This is a genomic window from Roseibium sp. ROS1 (assembly GCF_054658215.1).
In genome coordinates this window covers 1-19,389 of sequence record NZ_BAAGIG010000004.1, presented here as the reverse complement: position 1 = coordinate 19,389, position 19,389 = coordinate 1, and the positions used below count along the sequence as shown (strand labels likewise).

Here is a 19,389-nt window from a genome sequence, read left to right as displayed (position 1 = left end):
GCTCTTTGAATGCTTTAGTCATGAAAATACGCCCCCGGCGGAGTTGCCGGGAGCGTCATTTGCTGTGCTTCAGGATCAGTTCTTGGTCACGAAGCGGAACTGGAACTGGTTGTCGGCACGCTGAACAAGGTCCAGCTTGTCGGAAACGCCCCATGCCAGGCTCTGCTGGTGCAGCGGGAGGTAGTAGGCGTTCTCGTGGCTGATGCGGAAAGCTTCAGCAATCATGGCATCACGCTTTTCCGGATCAATCTCGACCAGGATTTCGTCGGTCAGCTGGTCGATCTTCTCGTCGCAGAAGCCACCGTTGTTGAACGGCGAACCTTTGCCGGATTCGTCGCGGCAGTTCATCAGGTTGTCCAGAACGTTCCAGCTGTCGAAGGATCCGGGGGTCCAGCCAAGCAGGTAGAACGACGTGTCGTAACCACCGGAAGCAAGGATCTTGGCGAAGTATTTCGCCTTTGGCTGGGCGTTGAGGTTCACCTTCACGCCGATACGGGCCAACATGGCGGCAACGGCCTGGCAGATCGCCTCGTCGTTGACGTAGCGGTCATTCGGGCAGTCCATGCCGATGGAAAAGCCGTCTGCATAGCCGGCTTCGGCCAGCAGTGCCTTGGCGGCTTCCGGGTCATAGGGATAACGCTCGAAATCGGCCGACTTGGAGAACAACAGCGGCGAAACCATCAGGGCAGACGGGTTGGACAGGTCCCGCATGACCTTCTTCTTGATCCCCTCGATGTCGATCGCCTGGTAGAAGGCCTTGCGCACCCGGGCATCCTTGAGCGGGTTCTTGCCCTTGACGTCGGAATAGAGCAGCTCGTCGCGCATCTGGTCCATGCCAAGGAAGATCGTGCGCAGTTCCGGTCCGGTCAGCGCCTTGGTTCCCGCATTGTCGTTGATGCGTTTGATGTCCTGCACCGGGATCGGGTAGACCATGTCCATCTCGCCGGACAGCAGCGCGGCAACGCGCGTTGCATCGGAACCGATCGGCGTGAATTCCACCGTGTCGATATTGTGCTTGGCTTCGTCCCACCAGCCGTCGTATTTTTCATAGACGGTCTTCACGCCGGCTTCATGGCTGACGATCTTGAACGGGCCGGTACCATTTGCATTGAGTGCCGCATGGTTCGCAGAAGTGTCGGACGCCGAGGTGACTTTCACCGCGTCGTTCTCCGTCGTCCACTCCTTGTCCATGATGTAGAACGTGTCCCACTCGTAATGCAGGATCGGGTTCGGACCGGTGAGAACGAAATCGACCGTGTAGTCGTCAACAATCTCGACCTTGGCATCAGCCGGGACGCGGGTGGTCAGGTCAGACCCTTCCGAGCGCACGCGGTCGACGGAAAAGGCAACGTCTTCGGCAGTGAAATCGCTGCCGTTGTGAAACTTTACGCCCTTGCGCAGGTGGAAACGCCAGCGGTTCGGATCGACGATTTCCCAGCTCTCGGCCAGGGCCGGTTCAATGGCCAGGTCCGGACCACGGCGCGTCAGGCCTTCATAGGTATTGCCGAGCGACGACAGGGTGAAGGTCTCGTTGAGACTGTAGGGATCAAGCGCGTTCAGTGCACCCTGAAAGGCAAATTTCAGCGTTTCAGCATGAACAGCAGTCCCCGTTCCCGCCGCAAACAGCGCTGCGGCGATGACAATTTTTCTTTTGTTCATAGTCCCCTCGTTTTCCGGTTTCGGCTTTGCTCCACGGCCGCACCCCCCTGCCAGGACCATGCGGCCATGTTGTCAAAAACGACTATGACATCGTAAATCTCTGTGTTCAAACCCGTTTAGCTGTCAAATTGCGACATTCTGTCAATCAGCTTGTCGAGGAAGGCAGCGCAGCGGTCGAGTTCGGAAAGCTCGATAAATTCGTCGGGCTGATGGGCCTGATCGATGGATCCGGGACCGCAAACCACGGTCGAAAGTCCGTGATCCTGGAAGATCCCGCCTTCGGTGGCATAGACCACGACGTTGCGGCTGTTGTCGCCGGTCAGGCGCCTGGCAGTGGTTTCCGCCAGCCCGTCCGGTTCCTCTCCCAGCCCGGGCACATAGGCAAGTTCTCTCACCTCGATGGCGCAGTCCGGCGAGATCGCTTTCATTCCCGGCAGAACCTCATTTTCGATGAAGGCCCGGTAGGCGGCGACCCAGCCCTTCGCGTGTTCACCCGGCAGCAGACGGATATCGGTCACGAATTCGCAGTGCTGGGCCGTGATGTTGTGTGCCTGGCCGCCGGAAATGGTGCCGCAATGCAAGGTGGTGTAGGGCGGTTCGAACGGGCAGTCAGGATCGGCCTTGGCCCGGTTCTCCGCGGTTCTGGCATCCAGCCAGCCGATCAGCCTGGCCGCCACCGAAATCGCCGAAACACCCCGGTGCAACTGGCTGGAATGGACCGGATGACCCTGGATGCGCGTCTTCAGTACTGTAATGCCCTTGTGGCCCGTAACGACCTTCATGCTGGTCGGTTCGCCCACAATCACGACCGAAGGGCGCGGGCCGTTTGCCAGCATTTCAGGGATCAGCACCCTGGCCCCGTCGCAGCCGGTTTCCTCGTCATAGGACAGCGCGATGTGGATGGGTCGTCTGAGCGGTGCATTCAGAAAATCCGGAACCTTGGCAAGCACAGTTGCCGCGAAGCCTTTCATGTCCGCCGCGCCACGGCCGTAGAGGCGGCCGTTTTCCTCCCAGGCGGAAAAAGGATCGTGAGACCAGTTCTGGCCCGCCACCGGAACGACATCGGTGTGGGCAGACAGGACCGTTCCACCGTCGATATCCGGACCGATGCGGGCATAAAGAGCGGCCTTTTGGCCCGTTTCATCCAGCGCCCGCCCTGAAGCGACACCCCATTGGCTGAGATAGTCTTCGACGAAGGTGATCAGATCGAGGTTGCTTCGATCCGAAACGGTGTTGAAGGAGATCAGTTTCTCCAGCATTTCCCGAGGCGTGTAGATCCGGCTCACGTGGTCTCCAGAGGTTTTGTGACAGGGAGGATGGGTCTCAGGCGGGAACGGCGTCAGCGAGATGGAGACCATCTAAGCTTTTCACCGCAAGGATTTGCAAGGGGATTTCCTTGCCGCGCACCTTGATCTCGGCCTCTTCGGCACCGTCGATCCGCGCGCCTGCCGCATCGACAACAGCCTTGGAAACAACCATGAAGCTGCCGTGGTTCTTGTTCTCCGTTTCCAGCCGGCTTGCGGTGTTGACCACGTCGCCAAGCGCAGTCAGCCCGCCGCGTTTGCCTGCCGTTCCGGCGGCGCCGATGCGACCGAGAATGGCCGGCCCCAGGTGCAGGCCAATGCCGAGCCGGATCGGATCGCGAAACTGCGGCCCCTTCTCCTTGTCGAGCGATTTCATGACCTTCTCGATACGGCGGCAGGCGGCAAGAGCCTGCCGGGCGCCGGTTTCCGCGTTGCTGTCCATGCCGAAGATGGCCATGATGCCGTCACCAATGAACTTGTCGACATAGCCGCCCTCCTCCCGGATCGCGGCAGAGGCCTGGTCCAGGTAGCTGTTGAGCAGATAAACCACGTCATAGGCGAGCTGGCTTTCGGTGATGCCGGTGAAATTGCGCAGGTCCACGAACATGACCACCACATCCTGCTCGACGCCCCAGTAATAGGCGTCCTTCAGGTGTTCGCCGATAATTGCACTGGCCTTGACCGGTACAAGGGGCTGCACTTCCACGTTGCTTTCCGGGCGCGCCTGGCAGGCCAGCCGAATGTCGCTTCCCGCGCCGATCCGCGTCAGTACCGCAGCTTCGGCAACACTCGGTTTCGGCAAGGTTTCGCCGCCCTCCAGAATTTTTACTCGGCAGGTGGAGCATCTGGCCCGCCCGCCGCACACCGATGCGATCGGTATGTCGTTCATGCGGCTGATTTCCAGCAGCGTTGCGCCCGGTTGCGCCTTCACCGTCAGTCCGCCTGGATAGACCACGGTCAGGCTGCGCGCTTTCAGGCTGAGAAGGTAACGGATCAGGATGGCCAACAGGCTGACGGCAATCAGGCCGAACACGACCGCCCGGAACTGAACGACGACCTCGCTGGCCCACAATTGCTGGTCCGGAGTGATTCGGAGAGTTACCTCACGGCTGAGGGCCAGCCGGCGGGCACCTTCAATCCAGCCCCAGATGGCAAGCACCGGCATCGCAAAGGCAAACCCGGCCGCCAGCGGCTTCAGCTTCTGGTAAACCGGATAAAGGCGCAGGAAGAAGTGCAGGCCGATCATGGCGTGGGTCCACACCATGAGCAGCAGAATAGACTGATTGACCGCCGCATTCGGCCACAGCAGCGTCAGCATCTGCTCGTAGAGCGGCAGGAAGCCGAACTCCTTGGCAACGCCCATGGTCGTGGTGACATGCGGTATCAGGAGCCAGGGAATGTAAAGACCGAGGGCGAGCTGCAGAAGTTCCCAACGGGACATCTTCAACGTTCGCCGTTTGCTGGTCCGCCACAAGGCGAGCAGCACATGGGTCAGCGCGGCGAGGATGAGGACAGTTTCGCCAAGCGGGCTTCTCCAGACCCAGTAGTGCCAGACCGAGGCCTGGTCCATGGCCTGGAAGGAAATGATGCCGAGGGCGTGATTTGAAAAATGGCTGAGGCAGAATGTGAACAGGATCAGGCCGCTCCACAGCCGGAGCCGCTGACGCCAGTTCCCTCCGGCGACCATGACACTGTCGGACTTCTTGCCCGGTCTTGCCGCCGAAGCGGACTTTTCAGAAGATTTGGCGGCCGTCGCGGGCCTGCTCGGCCGGCTTGTGCCGGGGGCCTCTTCCTGCATGTATTTTCAGTCTCCGGTCTGGCCGTTCCGGCCTTCTGCCGGTCTGCCCTGTCAATTGCCACTTGAAGCGCGGGGGGCAGCCGAGGTCAAGGAGGCAAAAAGGAAATGCGGTGAACTGCCCGTGAAGGCACGCGAAACGTGGAAAAGTCCTCGGCATGCGAGCACTGTCAGGTCAAATTTCGCAAAATTTCGGGTTTTCTTCGGCTATGACCTTGCATCCCGGGCGACAGTCGGCACATTCCGGGCCGGACATCCAACTACCGGGAAGAGGCGATGAAGGTCTACGGCATCAAGAACTGCGACACCGTCAAGAAGGCGCGGAAGTTTCTGGAAGAGGCCGGCGTGCCTTATGAGTTCCACGACTACAAGAAGGATGGCGTCGATGCCGATCGACTGGCCGGCTTTGTCGGTGAATTCGGATGGGAGTCTATCCTGAACAAGCGCGGCACCACCTGGCGGCGCCTGGACGAAGCAACGCAGGACAGCGTTGTCGATGCCAAGAGCGCGCTCGACGTGATGATCGAGAACCCGTCCGTTATCAAAAGGCCGATCGTGGCAGGCGAAACCAAGAATTTCGTCGGCTTTGACCCTGTCGCCTGGGAAATGGCACTGGAACTGGGCGAACTGAAGTAGCGTTTGCCGCCACTGGCCAATCAGGCCCGGTACATACCGGGCCGGGCTTTTGCCTGCCAGGCTGTTACCAGGTCCGGCGCGGGCCGGTGTCGATGTGGTAGTGGCCGGAAGAATAGTGCTTGTATCCGCCAACTTCCGGCTGTGATTTCAAGAAGGCAATGACGGACGACGGGTTGCCACGGACCGAAAAATCGACCGCCCGGCAGTTGAGGTGATAGGAATCCCTGGCGCCACCCTTCCACCAGTTCTCAAGCCACCAGCGCTTGGTCGAGCTGACAGTCACTTTGCCATAGCGGGATGCAACCCGGTTTAGAACCTTCTTCAGCTTGCGCGGCACGCACCAGGAACTGTCGTTATAGTCGATGGAATTGTGGGATGCGGTCATCCAGCCCATGCCGGTAACACCGGCGACGGTTCCGCAGCCGGCAAGTGTGACAGTCAATCCTAGGAATACGATCCAGGCGGTGAGGCGCTGACGCATGACGGGCGGCCTTCGGTTACTGATTACAATCTCGTCCCCCGCGCGCAGGTTGATTGAATTTTATTAAAATTCTAATGAAAAACGTGGTTAACGCGCCTTCGAAACAAATGTTTCAGAAGCTAACGTTTTCTGATACAAATGCGTCAACCCAATGTGGGCTGTCCCGTCAGTTGTCGGATGCGTTTGCCATGTCTCATGTTTTTCCCCGCCACACCAAAGCCGATCTCCCCGTCGCAGTAACAGGGGACGGTTGCTACATTCTCGATCGGTCCGGAAAGAAATATTTCGATGGATCCGGCGGCGCCGCGGTCTCCTGTCTCGGGCACAGCGATCCGGATGTGATCGCTGCCATCAAGGCCCAGGTGGACCGGATCGCCTTCGCCCATACAGGCTTTTTCACCAGCGAACCTGCAGAGGAACTGGCGGATCTCCTGATCGGAAAAGCACCGGGTAATCTGGACCGCGTCTATTTCGTCTCCGGTGGATCGGAAGCCATGGAGGCGGCGCTGAAGCTGGCGCGTCAGTTCTTCCTGGAGAAGGGTGAAGCGTCACGGCACCGGGTAATTGCCCGCAGGCAGAGCTACCACGGCAACACGCTTGGTGCGCTGGCAACCGGCGGCAACCAGTGGCGGCGGGAGCCTTTTGCACCGTTGATGATCGATACCACCCATATTGCCCCCTGTTACGAGTATCGAGACCGCCGCGAGGGGGAAACCGCCTTCGACTACGGTCAGCGGATCGCCAACGAACTGGAGGCGGAAATCCTTCGGCTCGGGCCGGAAAACGTCATGGCTTTCGTTGCCGAACCGGTTGTCGGTGCGACGGCGGGTGCCTTGCCGCCGGTCGAAGGTTATTTCAAGCGGATCCGGGAGATCTGCGATAATTACGGCGTGCTTCTGATCCTGGACGAGGTCATGTGCGGCATGGGCCGCACCGGCACCCTGTTCGCCTGTGAGCAGGATGGTGTCGCGCCGGATATTCTATGCATCGCGAAAGGGCTCGGAGCCGGCTATCAGCCGGTCGGTGCCATGCTGTGCACCGCTGCCATTTACGAAGCCATCGAGACCGGATCGGGCTTTTTCCAGCATGGCCACACATACATCGGCCATCCGACCGCCTGCGCCGCCGCGCTCGCCGTGTTCAGGAAACTGACCGGCGGCGTTGCTGACCGGGTGATGCCGATGGGCGAGAAACTGACGACGGCGCTTAACGATGCTTTCGGTCAGCACCCGCATGTTGGTGATATTCGCGGCCGCGGACTTTTCCGGGGCATCGAAATCGTCGAAGACCGGGCCAGCAAGGCGCCGTTTGATCCGAAGAGGGGCATCAACAAGGCGCTCAAGAAGGCAGCATTCGAGGCCGGTCTAATCTGCTACCCGATGGGCGGGACGATCGATGGGGTGCGGGGCGACCATATCCTGCTGGCGCCGCCTTTCATTCTTCAGGACAGCCATGTCGGAGAGATCACCGACAAGCTCAACCAGGCGTTCAAGGCGGTCTTCTGAACATGAGTGCGCTTTTTGTTCCGCCGCCTTTATCATTGATCATGGTGGCTCCCAACGGTGCCCGCCGGACCAAGGCGGATCATTCCGCCCTGCCGATGACCATCGCCGAAACGGTGGTGGCGGCAAAGGCGTGTCTTGAGGCTGGAGCCGGTGCGCTTCATGCCCACGTACGCGACCTTACCGGTGCCCATGTGCTTGACGCCGGGCTTTATCGTGAGCTCTTGTCGGAAATGCGTGTTGCGGTGCCGCAAATGCAGGTTCAAATCACCACGGAAGCTGTTGGAAAATACACTCCGGAAGAGCAACGCGAACTGGTCTACAAGGTTAAGCCGGATGCGGTCTCCGTCGCGATCCGGGAGATGGTTCCGGAAGGCGGGGAAGACCAGGCAGAAGCCTTTTATCGCTGGGCATTCGACCATGAATGTGCGGTCCAGCATATCGTCTACAGCGCGGATGATCTGGACCGGTTTTTCGACCTGGCGGCAGCCGGCACCCTGGCAGGGGAAAGCCATCAGCTGCTGTTCGTTCTGGGGCGCTATGCGGCAGGCCAGGAAAGCGCACCGGAAGATCTGGTGCCGTTTCTGGAAAAGCTCGCGGAACGCGGCAAGGGGCAGTCGCTGGACTGGGCGGTCTGCGCTTTCGGACACCGCGAGACGGAGTGTCTGGTGGAGGCGGTCCGGCAGGGCGGCAAGACCAGGATCGGTTTTGAAAACGGCCTGTGGAACAGGACCGGAGAACGCGCGATAGACAATGCCGACCGGGTCAGCGATCTGGTATCGGCCCTGAAGGAACACAGTCTGATGCCTGCCTGATCGTTCGGGCCGGCATCCGGCACGAAGCAAAATCAGCGGGCTGCGGCCCTCAAGGTTGGAGACTGGAAAATCATGGCGGATAGCCTTTACGTTCTGACGCTGTCCTGCGCGGACAAGCCTGGTATTGTGGCGGCAGTCACGACGGAACTGGCGGATTTTGGCGCCAATATTGCCGAAAGTGATCAGTTCTGGGACCGGGTAACCAACCAGTTCTTCCTGCGTATTGCCATTCTGGCTCCGGAAGGCGTGACCCTGGAAAGCGTTCAGAGGGCGCTTGACCCGGTCATCAGCCGTTTCGACATGAAGGCCAAACTGGTCGACACGGCCAAACGGCCGAAGGTCATCGTCATGGTGTCCAAATTCGACCATGCCATGTTGCACCTTCTCTACCAGATCCGCGTCGGCTGGATGGATGCCGAAGTGGTCGCGATCGTTTCCAACCACACCGATAGCCAGCGCACGGCCGAGCACGAAGGCATTCCGTACCACCATTGGCCGGTGAACAAGGAAAACAAGGCCGAGCAGGAAGAGAAACTGCTGAAGTTGGTCAAGGAAACCGGAGCCGATCTGGTGGTTCTCGCCCGCTACATGCAGGTGCTTTCCGACAGCCTTTCCAAGCGTCTGTTCGGCAAGATCATCAACATCCACCACTCCTTCCTGCCGAGCTTCAAGGGCGCTAAGCCCTATCACCAGGCGCATGCTCGCGGCGTCAAGATGATCGGGGCCACCGCTCACTATGTGACACCGGATCTCGATGAAGGCCCGATCATTGAGCAGGACGCCGAACGGGTAAGCCATGCGCTCTCCGCCGACGATTTCGTCGCCCGTGGCCGCGACATCGAATCCCGCGTGCTGGCCCGTGCCGTCAAATATCACCTGGAAAACCGGGTGATGATCGTCGGCAACAAGACCATCGTGTTCACGCCGTAAGGCAAGCCTTGGTGCTCGAAAAGCAATTGGCCCCGGTCGTCCGATGGATGGCCGGGGCTTTTTCATGATCCGGAAGCCTGGGTTGGGGGCCGGGTGTCCTCAGGCAACCACTGCCATCGGCGCGGTGACAGGCATGCCGTCGCGCTTCAGTTCCGCATGAACCCAGTCGCGGAACAGGCGGACCTTGCGGCTGGTGCGTAAGGCGGGCGGGTAACTCATGTACCAGCTTTCGTCATCGGCATGGCAGGTCAGCTTGAACGGCTGGATCAGCTGGCCGTTTTCAAGGGCGGTCTTGCAGAAATAAGGGGTCAGGATCGCGACGCCCTGTCCTGCGATCGCCCGGTTGGCCTCGAGCGCCTGTGACCCCATGCGCGAGCTAGGGTGACCGCTCAGGTCGACATTCGGCAGTCCCGCTGCCTCGAACCACATCTGCCACCACGGGTCCTGCGGATCGACCAGCGGTAATTTCAGAATGTCCTCGGGCTTTTTGACGCCGCCGATCGTGTCCGCAAGCTTCGGGCTCAGCATCGGTGTAAAGTCCGCGCGCACGATTTCATGGGCGAGCCAGTTTTTCGGAGGGGCCTTGCAGGCGGAGATCACGACGTCGGATTCGTTGAACTCCGGTTCAGCATGCGGGCCATAGGGAACGATGCGCACGCCCACGTCCGGGTTCTGCATCTGGAACTCGAACAGACGGTTTGACAGCCAGTTGACCGCAAACGTGGTGTTGCTGGAGACGACAAGCTGGCCGGCGTTCTTTTCGGAAATATCCTCGAAGGCACTGCGAAGCGAGGAGAACGCATCCACCACCCGCGCCGCCAGTTGCCCGCCATTGTCGGTCAGCTCGATCTTGCGGGCCTTGCGGGTAAACAGTTGAAAGCCGAGACGATCTTCCAGGATCTTGATCTGGTAGCTGACAGCCGCCTGGGTCATGCCCAACTCGTCGCCGGCCTTGGTAAAACTCAGGTGCCGGCTTGCAGCTTCAAAGGCCCGTATTGCGGAAAGTGGTGGCAAATTCACTGACATGCATAAGTCTCCCTTATGCATGTCTATTGAATTTTCGTTGGTAAGACAACCGGAACCCGCCGATATGTAACTCACAAGAAACAGGAGTTATAGACGTGTTCAGGCTCTCCCAGACGAAATCGGGCTGCGCGACCCATCAGCAAGACTTGGGCTTTTCATTAAGGTCGCTTATCGGTTCTCTGTTCGCAAGGATGGCAACCGGTGGCCGCAAGCGTGTGAACGTGGCTCATCTGCCGGACGAGCTGCGCCGGGATATCGGGCTTGGCCCCAACCCGCATGAAACGTCGTTCGAGGCGCGTTGGCAAAAGGAACTGAAGGACCTGCAGCGGTAGAGCTTACCCGCTGCCTGACCTTCACCCGGCCGCGGTCTCCCCTGTGGCCGGTCGGGCAGATCCGGCAGGCGCATGCTGCCGGATCTGTCTCGCTTCACGCAGTGCCTCCGGTCAGGTCAGTTTCTTGAGCGCCGGCAGAATGGTCTCATAATCCAGCGTGCCGCCGGTGAAATGGCGCATCAGCAAGGTGCCCATCAAAAGGCACAGCACGCTGTCGGCCGCCTCGCTCTCCGCAAGGCTTCGAACGTGCCCGCGCAGCTGGTCATTGGCGAGCTTCATTGCCGGATCACTGGCGATTTCTTCCCCCGTCTTGCCGCGCAGGTAGTCGAACAGCAGCGAGATTTCGGCTGCAAATCCAGGCTCCAGGCTCCGGGCAAAGTCAACCAGTGCTGACGCGGGCACCCGTGAAGCATCATTCGCGCCGGCCTCTGACGTCATCTGCGCCATGACTGTTTCGGTGCAGGCCAGGAACAGGCTCTTCTTGTTTGGAAAGTAGTGATAGAGCGCGCTTTTCGACAATCCCAGGGCTTCTGCAACGCGGCGCATGCCAAGGCCGGAGTAGCCGAGTTCGGAAAAAAGCGGCGCAGCCCTGCGCGCAAGTTCCAGCCGGTAGGCCTCGTGATCGATCTGTTTCGGCATTATTTCGTCCAGTTGGTCGATAAACATATTGACCACCTGAAGGTGCGTCGTCTAGATCTCTTTTTAGTCCAGTTGGACGAAAATAAATTGACGGTCCACAAGCTCCAAAAATCGAGCTGTCGGATCGAAGGAGTATTCATGGCGCAACCTGGAGGCGTGAGTCGCAAGCACGAAAGGTCCCTGCTGCAAAAATGTGTCTTCGCAGCACTTCACCTCATCTGTGTGCTCTTAAGCATCTGGCTTCTTCTGGGCGGTGGATGGGTACGGGTCGGTGCCTGGTTCGGGCTGGAACTCACCCTCGCCGATCCGCAGCGTGGTCTGCTCCTGCTTGCTTGCACTCTGCTCTATTTTGCCCGCCATCTGTTGACCCTGTTCTACCTGCTTGCCCGGAAGGTGGCTTTTCCGGAGGTCTTTGGACTGGGAGCCTTCATCGCCTTCTTCGAAATCGGCTTTTTGTTGCTCGGCAGCGGTGCCTTTCGCCAGGCCACCGTACCCTTCTCGGTTCTCGATGGTGTGGCGCTTGCAATGGTGGTCGGCGGTTCGTTTCTCAACAGCTGGTCGGAACTGCAGCGCAAGTGGTGGAAACGTGATCCCGCCCATCACGGTCAATGCTACACCGGGGGCCTCTTCGCCTCATCGATGCATATCAACTATTTCGGCGACACGGTGCTGTTCACGGGCTGGGCTCTGCTCACCCACAATCTTGCGGCGCTTGCCGTTCCGGCATTCATGGCGGTTGCCTTTGTGGTCTTTCATATCCCGGCGCTCGATGCCTATCTTTCGCGGAGATATGGCCCGCAATTCGACGCCTACGCAGCCCGCACGCACAAGTTCATCCCGTTTGTTTATTGACTGACACGCAGCCTCAGATCAGCAGTGCCCAAACAGTCGCCGCCAACATGGCGATTGCCATGGTCACCGTAATGGCTCGCATGAGCGGGCCTTCGCCGATCAGGGCGAGGATCGACACGCCAACCAGGGCCCAAAGGGAATGAAACACCATCCCGCCAAGGGTAAAGCCCGCCACCAGGATCATCGCGTTTTCGTGTATCCCGAGCCCGTTGCCGGCCAGGAAGGTTGAAAAGGCAACCAGGTTCATGGCCCAGGTTTTCGGGCTGAGCGGGTGTATCAGCAACCCTTCCCAGAAACTGGGCAGCGCGACCTCGCCCTTCGGCTTGACGCTGAGGCAAACGATCCGCCAGGCAAGATAGGTCATATAGGCCATGCTCAGCACCTTGAAGACAGTCACCACCGTGCCGCCTCCGGCCATTACATGGCCAAGGCCATAGGCAACGCTGAGCTTGAGCGGCAAAGATCCGATCTGCGAGGCGACAATCACGGGAAAGGCGGTGCGGTACCCTGCGGATGCGCCGATGGCCAGAAAGGTCAGGTTGCCCGGACCGGGCGTCCCGGTCATGACGATGACGAACACCGCGAAGGCGAGAAACGTGGCGTAATCCATGGGTATCTCCAGACACAGCATCGAGTGTTTCGATACAATCGATACAAAATAGCGGAGATACTAATTGTCTTGAGGTATTGTATCAGTCAATGATAACATTGTTCTCATGACAATGTGGATCCCGAACATCGAAGCGGCCGGTGGCCCGATCTATCTGGCGATCGCGGACGCGTTGGAAGCCGACATCAAGACCGGGGCGCTTGCCCAGGGCGACAGGCTGCCGCCACAGCGTGAACTTGCCTATCAGCTTGGTGTGACGCTCGGCACCATTACCCGTGCCTACGGCGAAGCCGAGCGGCGCAGGCTGGTGAAGGGAGAAACCGGACGGGGCACCTACATTGCCTCTGAAACCCAGAAGGTTTCGCCCCTTGCCCCGAAGGAAGACGAGCCGGAAACCTGCGATCTGGCGCGAAACTTTGCCTATCCGCATCTCAACCCGAGTCTTTCCGACGGGCTGACGCGGATGGCGCGCACGGTGGGGATCGACCGGTTGAACGGGTTCGTACCGTCTGAAGGGCTCAAGGCGCATCGCGAAACCGGGGCTCTCGTCTTCAAGGACTACGGTCTGGAAGCCGACCCGGACCGGGTCGCGGTTACCTGTGGCGCGCAGCACGGAATTCAGGTCACCTGCCAGGCCCTGTTCCGCCCGGGCGATGCGGTTGCCGTCGACCGGTTCACCTACCCGTCGATCTTCAGTTCCTTTGCCAGCATCGGCCTGAAGCCGGTGCCTTTGCCCGCATTGATACGGGCCGATGGTGGCTTCGGCGCCATGGATCCGGCAGCGCTTGCCCAGGCCGCGAAGACGCATGGTGTCAAGGGCGTGTTCCTGATGCCGAACATGCAGAACCCGACCACTCACACCATGTCTGTCGAAGAACGGCAGGATCTGGTTGCGGTTGCCCGGCAATTCGACCTGAAGATCGTCGAGGACGATCCCTATACGCCTTTTCTGCCGGAAGCCCTGCCCGCCTTCGGTGCGCTGGCGCCGGAGCGCACGGCCTCAATCGCCAGTATCTCCAAGGTCTGTTCACCCGGAAGCCGGATTGGCTTCGTCCATGTGCCAGGGCCTTTCGGTGACAGCATTCGCAACAAGATCGGTGAAAGCACCTGGATGGCCTCCCCCATCACGGCAGAACTGATTGCCGGCTGGGTGCGCGAGGGACATCTGTTCAAGACGCTGCGCCTGAAGCGCAAGGCAAACCGCACAAGGTTCCTGGCAGCGCGTGAATTGCTCGCGCCGCATTTCCTGCAGAGCGACGTCAACAAGGTGTTCGGCTGGCTGCGCCTGCCGGAAACTGTCGATCCCGACGCGCTTCAGAACGCGCTCGGACACCAGGGCATTTCGGTCTTGTCATCCCGGTATTTTCAGGCGAAGGACCACCAGCCGGCGCCCTATCTGCGCCTGACCTTCGGATCCGAACAGTCCGACGACCGCTTCCGCTGGGCCCTCCAGCGCATCAGATCCACCATCGGCCAATTGGCCGAATTGCCCGATCTCACCCGCCCGGTAGGGTAAGGCCTTGCGGTAATGTGTGATTTTGCCAGGCACCTGTCAGTCTTTGACAAGCCGGCAGATCCGACCGATAAGCTGCGCGCAAAACAGGACCGGCCCTTGCAAGGAGTGCCGTCCGCGACGAGGTGACATGGCATTCTGGCCCAAAAGCAGGAAACTCAAGGACAGGCCCAGTGTCTGTAATCCCGACGCCAGTCCTTACGCGGTCTTCGATCGGGTTGGCCTGAGTGTCGGCAAAGAGCATATCCTGCAGGATCTCACCTTGCAGCTTGCCGAAGACCGGATCGGCATTATCGGCCTGAACGGGTCCGGCAAGAGCTCTCTTGTACGCCTGTTGAACGGGTTGCGTACGCCGACGAGCGGCAACCTCACGCTTTTTGGAGCCCCCTCCGCCGAGGCGGAACTGGAGTTGCCGCGTCATGTCGGCTTCGTGTTCCAGAACCCGGATCATCAGACCATTTTTCCCACGGTGGAAGAAGAAATCGCCTTTGGCCTCACCCAACTCGGGGCCGGCAAGGAAGAAAGCCGCAGTCGCGCGCGGGCGTTCCTCGCCCTGCATGGCTGTGAGGGGCTGGCCGGCAAACCGATCACGGAACTTTCCGGCGGTCAGAAACAGCTCGTCTGCATCCTGGCGGTTCTGGTCATGGAGCCGCGGCTCTTGGTGCTGGACGAGCCGATGGCCAGCCTCGATGCACTGACGACAGTGCGCATCCGCCAGAAAATCCTGTCACTGCCGCAAAAGATCGTTCTCGTCAGTCACGATCTCAGCCAGTTCGACGGTTTCGACAGACTGCTCTGGCTGGAGGACGGACGTTTGCGCATGGATGGCGCGCCGGATGCGGTTCGGGCGGCCTTTCAGGAAGACGTCGTCTCGCGGCAGGGCATGAATGTGGAGGTTGCCGAGTTATGATGTCGGTCTATCTCCAGGGCAACAGCTGGGCCCACCGGATCCCCGCGGGCCTGAAGCTTCTGGCTGTTGCCGTCGCCAGCCTGCTGCTGCTGCGATACACATCATTTTGGGTTCTGCTGCCGGCTCTTGCAGGTGTTCTCCTGTGTTATGCCTCCCTCGGGCGCGAGGGACTGGCGCAACTGAAGCTCCTGCGGGCAATGTCGTTTCTGCTTGCCGTGCTGCTGGCGCTTCACTGGGTGTCCGGAAGTCTGCTGGAAGGGGTTACGATCATCCTGCGGCTTGCGATCATGATCCTGGCTGCAAACTTCGTTTCGGTGACCACCCGTATGGACGATATGTTGAATGCCGTCCAGCCGCTGTTCAGGCCGCTCGAGTTCCTCGGTTTCTCTCCCCGCAAACCGGCGCTGGGCGTTGCGCTGGTGCTTCGCTTCGCGCCCTACATGCTCGTCGTTTTCGGTCAACTGCGCGAAGCCTGGCAGGCGCGAACAGGCACGCAAAATTCGTGGCGTCTGCTGGCGCCTTTCGCCATTCAGTCCCTGAGCATGTCGGATCATGTTGCCGAGGCATTGAAGGCGCGGGGCGGCTCGGAAGGCTTGTCAAGATGACCGAAAAGAAGCTCCATATGGCTGGCATTCGGCCAAAAACTGGGATATCCCGCCCACAGATGACGTTGCCTGACCCTCATGTGGTAAGATCCGCGCGAGGTTGAACGGCAGCACCCTTGTTAATGAGAAGAAGGTCGATTTCATCATGGCTGACAGGTCTCTTGTGCACGTTGCTTTCTATGCCGCGCTGATTGCCGCCCTGGGGCTGGTTCCGCCGGTGGCGATCGCCTTTCTCGGCGGTGTGCCGATCACGGCGCAGACCCTCGGTGTCATGCTGGCCGGTGTCATGCTCGGCCCCATCCGCGGTGCGCTTGCCGTGCTGCTTTTCCTGTTTCTCGTCGCGCTGGGCTTGCCGTTCCTGTCCGGCGGCCGCGGAGGCCTTGGCGTCTTCATGGGTCCGTCTGTCGGTTTCCTGATCGGCTGGCCGGTCGGCGCTCTCGTGGCCGGCTTGATCATGCAGTCGACCCGCGAGCTGAACATTCTGGTGTCTTCGGCAATAGCGGCTGCGGTCGGCGGCATTCTGGTGGTCTACGCTTTCGGCATCCCGGGCGTTGCCATCATGGCCGGACTTTCCCTTCCGAAAGCCGCGCTTGGCAGCGCAATCTATATTCCCGGTGACCTGGTCAAGGTCGCACTTACGGCGCTCATCGTTCAGACCGTCGCACGCGGCCTGCCGGGTGCCGTGTTGTCCCGGTCTTAATTCCGAAGATCCAGCAAGGCCACATCATGGCCTTCGTCGGCGACAGTCTCGACCGGTTTGCCAGTGAGAAAGCCACTGGGGCCGCACTCACATGCGGTCCGAATTCTCTCTCCTGGCAGGAGCTTGCAGCCCGGATCAACCGGATCGAGACAGTGCTTTGTGAGCGGACCGACCATGCAAGCTATGTGGTCCTGCGTCTTCGGGACCCTGCGGACCTGGTCGTCTGCTTCTTTGCCTGCGCCCGCACCGGGCGTGTCGCCACGGTCATGGACCCGGACTGGCCTTCAGCCCAGGCATCAGCAGTTCTGGAAGCGGTCGGGCCAGATCTCGTCATCGATGACCAGTCACTGCCGGTGTTGCTGACGGCTGGTACCGGTTCCACTGAAGCGCGAAGGTCACCGGAAACTCCACCTGAGATCCTGCCGGACGAAGACGACCTCTTTTATGCAGGCTTCACCTCCGGTTCCAGCGGTGTCCCCAAGGGCTATGTGCGCTCTCACAGATCGTGGCTCGAAAGCTTCAAACTGTCGGCACAGGCCTTCGGTATTTCGAAAGGCAGCCGCGTCGTCCTGCCCGGGCAGCTCACGCATTCACTTCACCTTTATGGCGCTGTCTGCGGCCTCGCCTGCGGCCAGCAGGTGGTGCTCACGCCGCGGTTCGATCCGCGCGTCGTCCTGAGAGAGCTTGGCAGCGCCCCCGAAGGCTCTGTCCTTTATGCAACGCCGACCCAGCTGCACTTTCTGGCCGAGGCTGCCCGGCGCAGCGGTCCCATCGCTGCGGTGAAACAGGTTCTTGCGAGCGGGGCCAAATGGCGTGAAGCCGACCGGCAGGCCTTGAAGTCGGTTTTCCCCGAGGCACGCCTTTTCGAATTCTACGGGGCTTCGGAAACCAGCTTCATCACGCTGTCCTCACCTGAGGACAATGTCCCTGCAGGCTCGGTCGGGTGTGCCGCGCAAGGGGTCGATATCGTGATCGGTGACCCTTCGTCCCCCGCTGCCCCTGGCCGGGCCGGGCCGGTCTGGGTGCGGAGCGGACTGCTGTTTTCGCACTATATAAGCGGCACATCCCCGGACACGCTCTGGCGGGACGGTTGGCTCACCGTCGGCGATCACGGTTTTCTCGATGAGCGAGGCTTCCTGTTTCTGACAGGACGGGAAAACCGCATGGTCATCACTTCCGGGCTGAATGTTTATCCGGAAGAGGTTGAGGCCGTATTGGCCGACCATCCCGCCGTCGCCCTTGCAGTCGTCGCAGGGTTACCGGATCAGGTGCGCGGTCACCGGCTGGAGGCGGTGGTTGAGCTGGGTGCGCCTTTGGCGGGTGCAGAGCAGATCTTGCTGCGCCATTGCCGCGAACGTCTCGCACCCGGCAAGGTGCCGAGGCATATTCACATCAGGGCAAAGATGCCGCTGACGCCAGGGGGCAAGCCGGATATTCGGAAGGTCGTGGCCGATTTGGCGAAAACCGGAGGCAGCGGGTGACGCAGACACGCAAGGCAGTGATCGCAGCAGCACGGCGGACGGCGGTTTGCCCGCGGGGTGGCGCACTTGCCTTGTTGCAGGCCGACGAGCTTGCCGCACCCGTTCTTGCACAGCTTGTCGTTGACGCCGGAATAGAGCCTGAAGAGGTCGACTGCGTCTTTCTGGGCAACGCTCTTTATGGCGGCGGCAATCCGGCCCGCCTTGCCGCGCTTCGCGCCGGGTTGCCTCAAACGGTTCCTGCTCTCACCATCGATACGCAATGCTGCTCGGGACTTGATGCGATCGTCATGGGTGCGAGATTGATCGAGGCTGGTGCGGCGGACATTGTTCTGGCAGGAGGAGCGGAAAGCTTCAGCCGGTCGCCGATCCGGATGACCAGACCTGTCGATCCGGCAGCTCCACCCGTTGCTTACGACCGTCCTGCTTTCGCGCCCGCGCCATTCGGCGACCCGGATCTTGCAGATGCAGCTGCAAGGCTCGCCGCTGAAACGGGAACGTCACGAGAAGACCAGGCGGTCTTTGCTGTCACCTCACACGACAAGGCGAGGTCGGCAAGGGGCTATCTTCGCGGGCGTCTGGTCAATGCCGGAGGGAAACTTCCGGAAGAGGACGGGTTCACGAGACACCTGTCGCTCAAGACAGCCCTCAGGGCACCGCTTCTGAACGGCGATCACGAAACCGGTCTTAGTGCAGCAACGATCGCCTGCGAAGCAGACGGCGCTGCAGCCGTATTGCTGATGTCCGAGGGAGCCTTTCAAGAACGCTTTCATCTGAATTCAAGTGAGAGCCGGATGACAGGCCTGAAAATACTTGCGAGCCGAAGTGCCGGCGGTAGCCCCGCCGAACCGGCTCTGGTTCCGATAGAGGTGGCGAAGGCCATGTTCGCAGAACTGGGTATGGATGCGACGAAGCTGGCTGCAACAGAACTCATGGAAGCCTATGCAGTTCAGGCAATGGTGACAGCAGCGCACCTGGGTCTTGAGTCTGAAGGTCTGAACCGGATGGGCGGCGCACTTGCAAGGGGGCATCCGATCGGCGCATCAGGCGCAATTCTTGCTGTGCACCTGTTTGATGTGCTGACACGCAAGGAGACCCCTGCGGAAGGTGCTCGGAACCTGGGCATGGCGCTCATTGCGGCAGCTGGTGGACTGGGCTCGGGGATAGTGGTTTCGCCTGCTGTGCGCAAAGTTGGACAACTATTAAGTATCTGAAATATAATATCTTTTCGAGTTGTATGAAAGTTTTTTCGCTTTTTTTGATTTTTTTCGAAAACCGGTGTTGACGGGTTGGGTTGGTCTGCGTATAACCCGGTTCATCGACGGCGGCAACGTCGCTGGCGACAGGGTTTTGTGACCTTAATTCCAGAAAATTGGTCCTAGTGGCCGGGCTTGATGGTTCGGCGAATGGCTTGTTTTTGTTGAGTTCTGGTTACGGCTTGAGAGGTTTTGATGCCTCTGTTCTTTGACAATTTGATTATTGAAGGAAGGGAAGCGTAGGCGGCGTTGGCCTTGCGATCATCGGGTGTTTTTGATGTCTGATGGTTTTAAGGAGTTACGCAGGTACGCTGATCTTTCAAACAAGGAAGCCGATTGGGTCTGA

19 protein-coding genes are annotated in these 19,389 nt (G+C 59.9%); 12 read left to right on the top strand and 7 right to left on the bottom strand.

The genetic code is table 11. The features are described from left to right. Positions 1-75: 75 nt before the first annotated feature. The 3 genes from ACYQ6M_RS22805 to ACYQ6M_RS22795 form a co-directional block, all read right to left on the bottom strand. Positions 76-1,659, bottom strand: coding sequence for an ABC transporter substrate-binding protein (locus tag ACYQ6M_RS22805; protein WP_031269916.1), 1,584 nt, complete (start codon positions 1,657-1,659; stop codon positions 76-78). 116 nt (positions 1,660-1,775) lie between these two features. Continuing rightward, positions 1,776-2,945: an acetylornithine deacetylase gene (argE, locus tag ACYQ6M_RS22800; RefSeq protein ID WP_460075790.1), complete on the bottom strand. Its 1,170-nt coding sequence runs from the start codon at positions 2,943-2,945 to the stop codon at positions 1,776-1,778. Positions 2,946-2,982: 37 nt separating this feature from the next. Then, positions 2,983-4,761 carry an adenylate/guanylate cyclase domain-containing protein gene (locus tag ACYQ6M_RS22795; protein ID WP_460075787.1) on the bottom strand — a complete coding sequence of 593 codons (1,779 nt, stop codon included), beginning with the start codon at positions 4,759-4,761 and terminating at the stop codon, positions 2,983-2,985. A gap of 273 nt (positions 4,762-5,034) precedes the next feature. Here ACYQ6M_RS22795 and ACYQ6M_RS22790 point away from each other — a divergent pair, with 273 nt between their 5' ends. After that, complete coding sequence (locus ACYQ6M_RS22790; RefSeq protein ID WP_023002296.1) at positions 5,035-5,394, top strand: ArsC family reductase; 360 nt, start codon at positions 5,035-5,037, stop codon at positions 5,392-5,394. A gap of 64 nt (positions 5,395-5,458) precedes the next feature. On the opposite strand, the gene ACYQ6M_RS22785 is transcribed toward ACYQ6M_RS22790, so the two are convergent. Continuing rightward, positions 5,459-5,875 carry a YcbK family protein gene (locus tag ACYQ6M_RS22785; protein WP_023002295.1) on the bottom strand — a complete coding sequence of 139 codons (417 nt, stop codon included), beginning with the start codon at positions 5,873-5,875 and terminating at the stop codon, positions 5,459-5,461. Between the two features lie 188 nt (positions 5,876-6,063). On the opposite strand from ACYQ6M_RS22785, the gene ACYQ6M_RS22780 reads away from it, so the two are divergent. The 3 genes from ACYQ6M_RS22780 (at position 6,064) to purU (ending at position 9,122) form a co-directional block, all read left to right on the top strand. After that, positions 6,064-7,380 (top strand): aspartate aminotransferase family protein, encoded by a 1,317-nt coding sequence (locus tag ACYQ6M_RS22780; protein WP_460075783.1) that lies wholly within the window; start codon positions 6,064-6,066, stop codon positions 7,378-7,380. A 2-nt stretch (positions 7,381-7,382) separates the two neighbouring features. Beyond that, the gene (locus tag ACYQ6M_RS22775; protein ID WP_460075780.1) at positions 7,383-8,192 is read left to right on the top strand and encodes a beta-keto acid cleavage family enzyme; all 810 of its coding nucleotides are present in this window, start codon (positions 7,383-7,385) and stop codon (positions 8,190-8,192) included. Positions 8,193-8,264: 72 nt separating this feature from the next. Continuing rightward, positions 8,265-9,122, top strand: a complete 858-nt coding sequence (purU, locus tag ACYQ6M_RS22770) for a formyltetrahydrofolate deformylase (RefSeq protein WP_023002292.1) — start codon at positions 8,265-8,267, stop codon at positions 9,120-9,122. Between the two features lie 99 nt (positions 9,123-9,221). Here the strand turns inward: purU and ACYQ6M_RS22765 are convergent, their stop codons facing one another. Continuing rightward, positions 9,222-10,148, bottom strand: a complete 927-nt coding sequence (locus ACYQ6M_RS22765; protein WP_023002291.1) for a LysR family transcriptional regulator — start codon at positions 10,146-10,148, stop codon at positions 9,222-9,224. 95 nt (positions 10,149-10,243) lie between these two features. On the opposite strand from ACYQ6M_RS22765, the gene ACYQ6M_RS22760 reads away from it, so the two are divergent. Beyond that, positions 10,244-10,480 carry a hypothetical protein gene (locus tag ACYQ6M_RS22760; RefSeq protein ID WP_460075776.1) on the top strand — a complete coding sequence of 79 codons (237 nt, stop codon included), beginning with the start codon at positions 10,244-10,246 and terminating at the stop codon, positions 10,478-10,480. Between the two features lie 111 nt (positions 10,481-10,591). Here the strand turns inward: ACYQ6M_RS22760 and ACYQ6M_RS22755 are convergent, their stop codons facing one another. Next, positions 10,592-11,119, bottom strand: a complete 528-nt coding sequence (locus ACYQ6M_RS22755) for a TetR/AcrR family transcriptional regulator (RefSeq protein ID WP_460075773.1) — start codon at positions 11,117-11,119, stop codon at positions 10,592-10,594. Between ACYQ6M_RS22755 and ACYQ6M_RS22750 the strand changes: the two genes are divergently transcribed. After that, the gene (locus ACYQ6M_RS22750; RefSeq protein WP_460075770.1) at positions 11,099-11,971 is read left to right on the top strand and encodes a methyltransferase family protein; all 873 of its coding nucleotides are present in this window, start codon (positions 11,099-11,101) and stop codon (positions 11,969-11,971) included. The two genes, ACYQ6M_RS22755 and ACYQ6M_RS22750, sit on opposite strands and share 21 nt — an antisense overlap. A gap of 13 nt (positions 11,972-11,984) precedes the next feature. Here the strand turns inward: ACYQ6M_RS22750 and ACYQ6M_RS22745 are convergent, their stop codons facing one another. After that, on the bottom strand, positions 11,985-12,581 hold the full coding sequence (locus ACYQ6M_RS22745; protein ID WP_023002287.1) for a LysE family translocator: 597 nt from the start codon (positions 12,579-12,581) through the stop codon (positions 11,985-11,987). Between the two features lie 106 nt (positions 12,582-12,687). Here ACYQ6M_RS22745 and ACYQ6M_RS22740 point away from each other — a divergent pair, with 106 nt between their 5' ends. The 6 genes from ACYQ6M_RS22740 to ACYQ6M_RS22715 all read left to right on the top strand — a co-directional run bounded on the left by ACYQ6M_RS22740 (position 12,688) and on the right by ACYQ6M_RS22715 (position 19,001). Further along, positions 12,688-14,097: an aminotransferase-like domain-containing protein gene (locus ACYQ6M_RS22740; RefSeq protein WP_460075767.1), complete on the top strand. Its 1,410-nt coding sequence runs from the start codon at positions 12,688-12,690 to the stop codon at positions 14,095-14,097. Positions 14,098-14,224: 127 nt separating this feature from the next. Beyond that, positions 14,225-15,004: an energy-coupling factor ABC transporter ATP-binding protein gene (locus ACYQ6M_RS22735; protein WP_460075764.1), complete on the top strand. Its 780-nt coding sequence runs from the start codon at positions 14,225-14,227 to the stop codon at positions 15,002-15,004. Continuing rightward, complete coding sequence (locus ACYQ6M_RS22730) at positions 15,001-15,609, top strand: energy-coupling factor transporter transmembrane component T family protein (RefSeq protein WP_460075762.1); 609 nt, start codon at positions 15,001-15,003, stop codon at positions 15,607-15,609. The genes ACYQ6M_RS22735 and ACYQ6M_RS22730 overlap by 4 nt, the downstream gene beginning before the upstream one ends. Positions 15,610-15,754: 145 nt before the next feature. Beyond that, complete coding sequence (locus tag ACYQ6M_RS22725; RefSeq protein WP_031269905.1) at positions 15,755-16,309, top strand: biotin transporter BioY; 555 nt, start codon at positions 15,755-15,757, stop codon at positions 16,307-16,309. A gap of 26 nt (positions 16,310-16,335) precedes the next feature. Beyond that, on the top strand, positions 16,336-17,790 hold the full coding sequence (locus ACYQ6M_RS22720; protein WP_460075760.1) for an AMP-binding protein: 1,455 nt from the start codon (positions 16,336-16,338) through the stop codon (positions 17,788-17,790). Then, the gene (locus tag ACYQ6M_RS22715; protein ID WP_460075758.1) at positions 17,787-19,001 is read left to right on the top strand and encodes a thiolase family protein; all 1,215 of its coding nucleotides are present in this window, start codon (positions 17,787-17,789) and stop codon (positions 18,999-19,001) included. Before ACYQ6M_RS22720 ends, ACYQ6M_RS22715 begins: the two co-directional genes overlap by 4 nt. The last annotated feature ends 388 nt before the right edge of the window (positions 19,002-19,389 follow it).

Bases quoted from the DNA above. Each gene is read 5' to 3' on its own strand.
- purU (WP_023002292.1), top strand. From the start codon at position 8,265: ATGGCGGATAGCCTTTACGTTCTGACGCTGTCCTGCGCGGACAAGCCT.
- ACYQ6M_RS22795 (WP_460075787.1), bottom strand. From the start codon at position 4,761: ATGCAGGAAGAGGCCCCCGGCACAAGCCGGCCGAGCAGGCCCGCGACG.
- ACYQ6M_RS22740 (WP_460075767.1), top strand. From the start codon at position 12,688: ATGACAATGTGGATCCCGAACATCGAAGCGGCCGGTGGCCCGATCTAT.
- ACYQ6M_RS22735 (WP_460075764.1), top strand. From the start codon at position 14,225: ATGGCATTCTGGCCCAAAAGCAGGAAACTCAAGGACAGGCCCAGTGTC.
- ACYQ6M_RS22725 (WP_031269905.1), top strand. From the start codon at position 15,755: ATGGCTGACAGGTCTCTTGTGCACGTTGCTTTCTATGCCGCGCTGATT.
- ACYQ6M_RS22765 (WP_023002291.1), bottom strand. From the start codon at position 10,148: ATGTCAGTGAATTTGCCACCACTTTCCGCAATACGGGCCTTTGAAGCT.
- ACYQ6M_RS22755 (WP_460075773.1), bottom strand. From the start codon at position 11,119: ATGCCGAAACAGATCGATCACGAGGCCTACCGGCTGGAACTTGCGCGC.
- ACYQ6M_RS22730 (WP_460075762.1), top strand. From the start codon at position 15,001: ATGATGTCGGTCTATCTCCAGGGCAACAGCTGGGCCCACCGGATCCCC.
- ACYQ6M_RS22790 (WP_023002296.1), top strand. From the start codon at position 5,035: ATGAAGGTCTACGGCATCAAGAACTGCGACACCGTCAAGAAGGCGCGG.
- ACYQ6M_RS22780 (WP_460075783.1), top strand. From the start codon at position 6,064: ATGTCTCATGTTTTTCCCCGCCACACCAAAGCCGATCTCCCCGTCGCA.
- ACYQ6M_RS22720 (WP_460075760.1), top strand. From the start codon at position 16,336: ATGGCCTTCGTCGGCGACAGTCTCGACCGGTTTGCCAGTGAGAAAGCC.
- ACYQ6M_RS22745 (WP_023002287.1), bottom strand. From the start codon at position 12,581: ATGGATTACGCCACGTTTCTCGCCTTCGCGGTGTTCGTCATCGTCATG.
- ACYQ6M_RS22775 (WP_460075780.1), top strand. From the start codon at position 7,383: ATGAGTGCGCTTTTTGTTCCGCCGCCTTTATCATTGATCATGGTGGCT.
- ACYQ6M_RS22785 (WP_023002295.1), bottom strand. From the start codon at position 5,875: ATGCGTCAGCGCCTCACCGCCTGGATCGTATTCCTAGGATTGACTGTC.
- ACYQ6M_RS22805 (WP_031269916.1), bottom strand. From the start codon at position 1,659: ATGAACAAAAGAAAAATTGTCATCGCCGCAGCGCTGTTTGCGGCGGGA.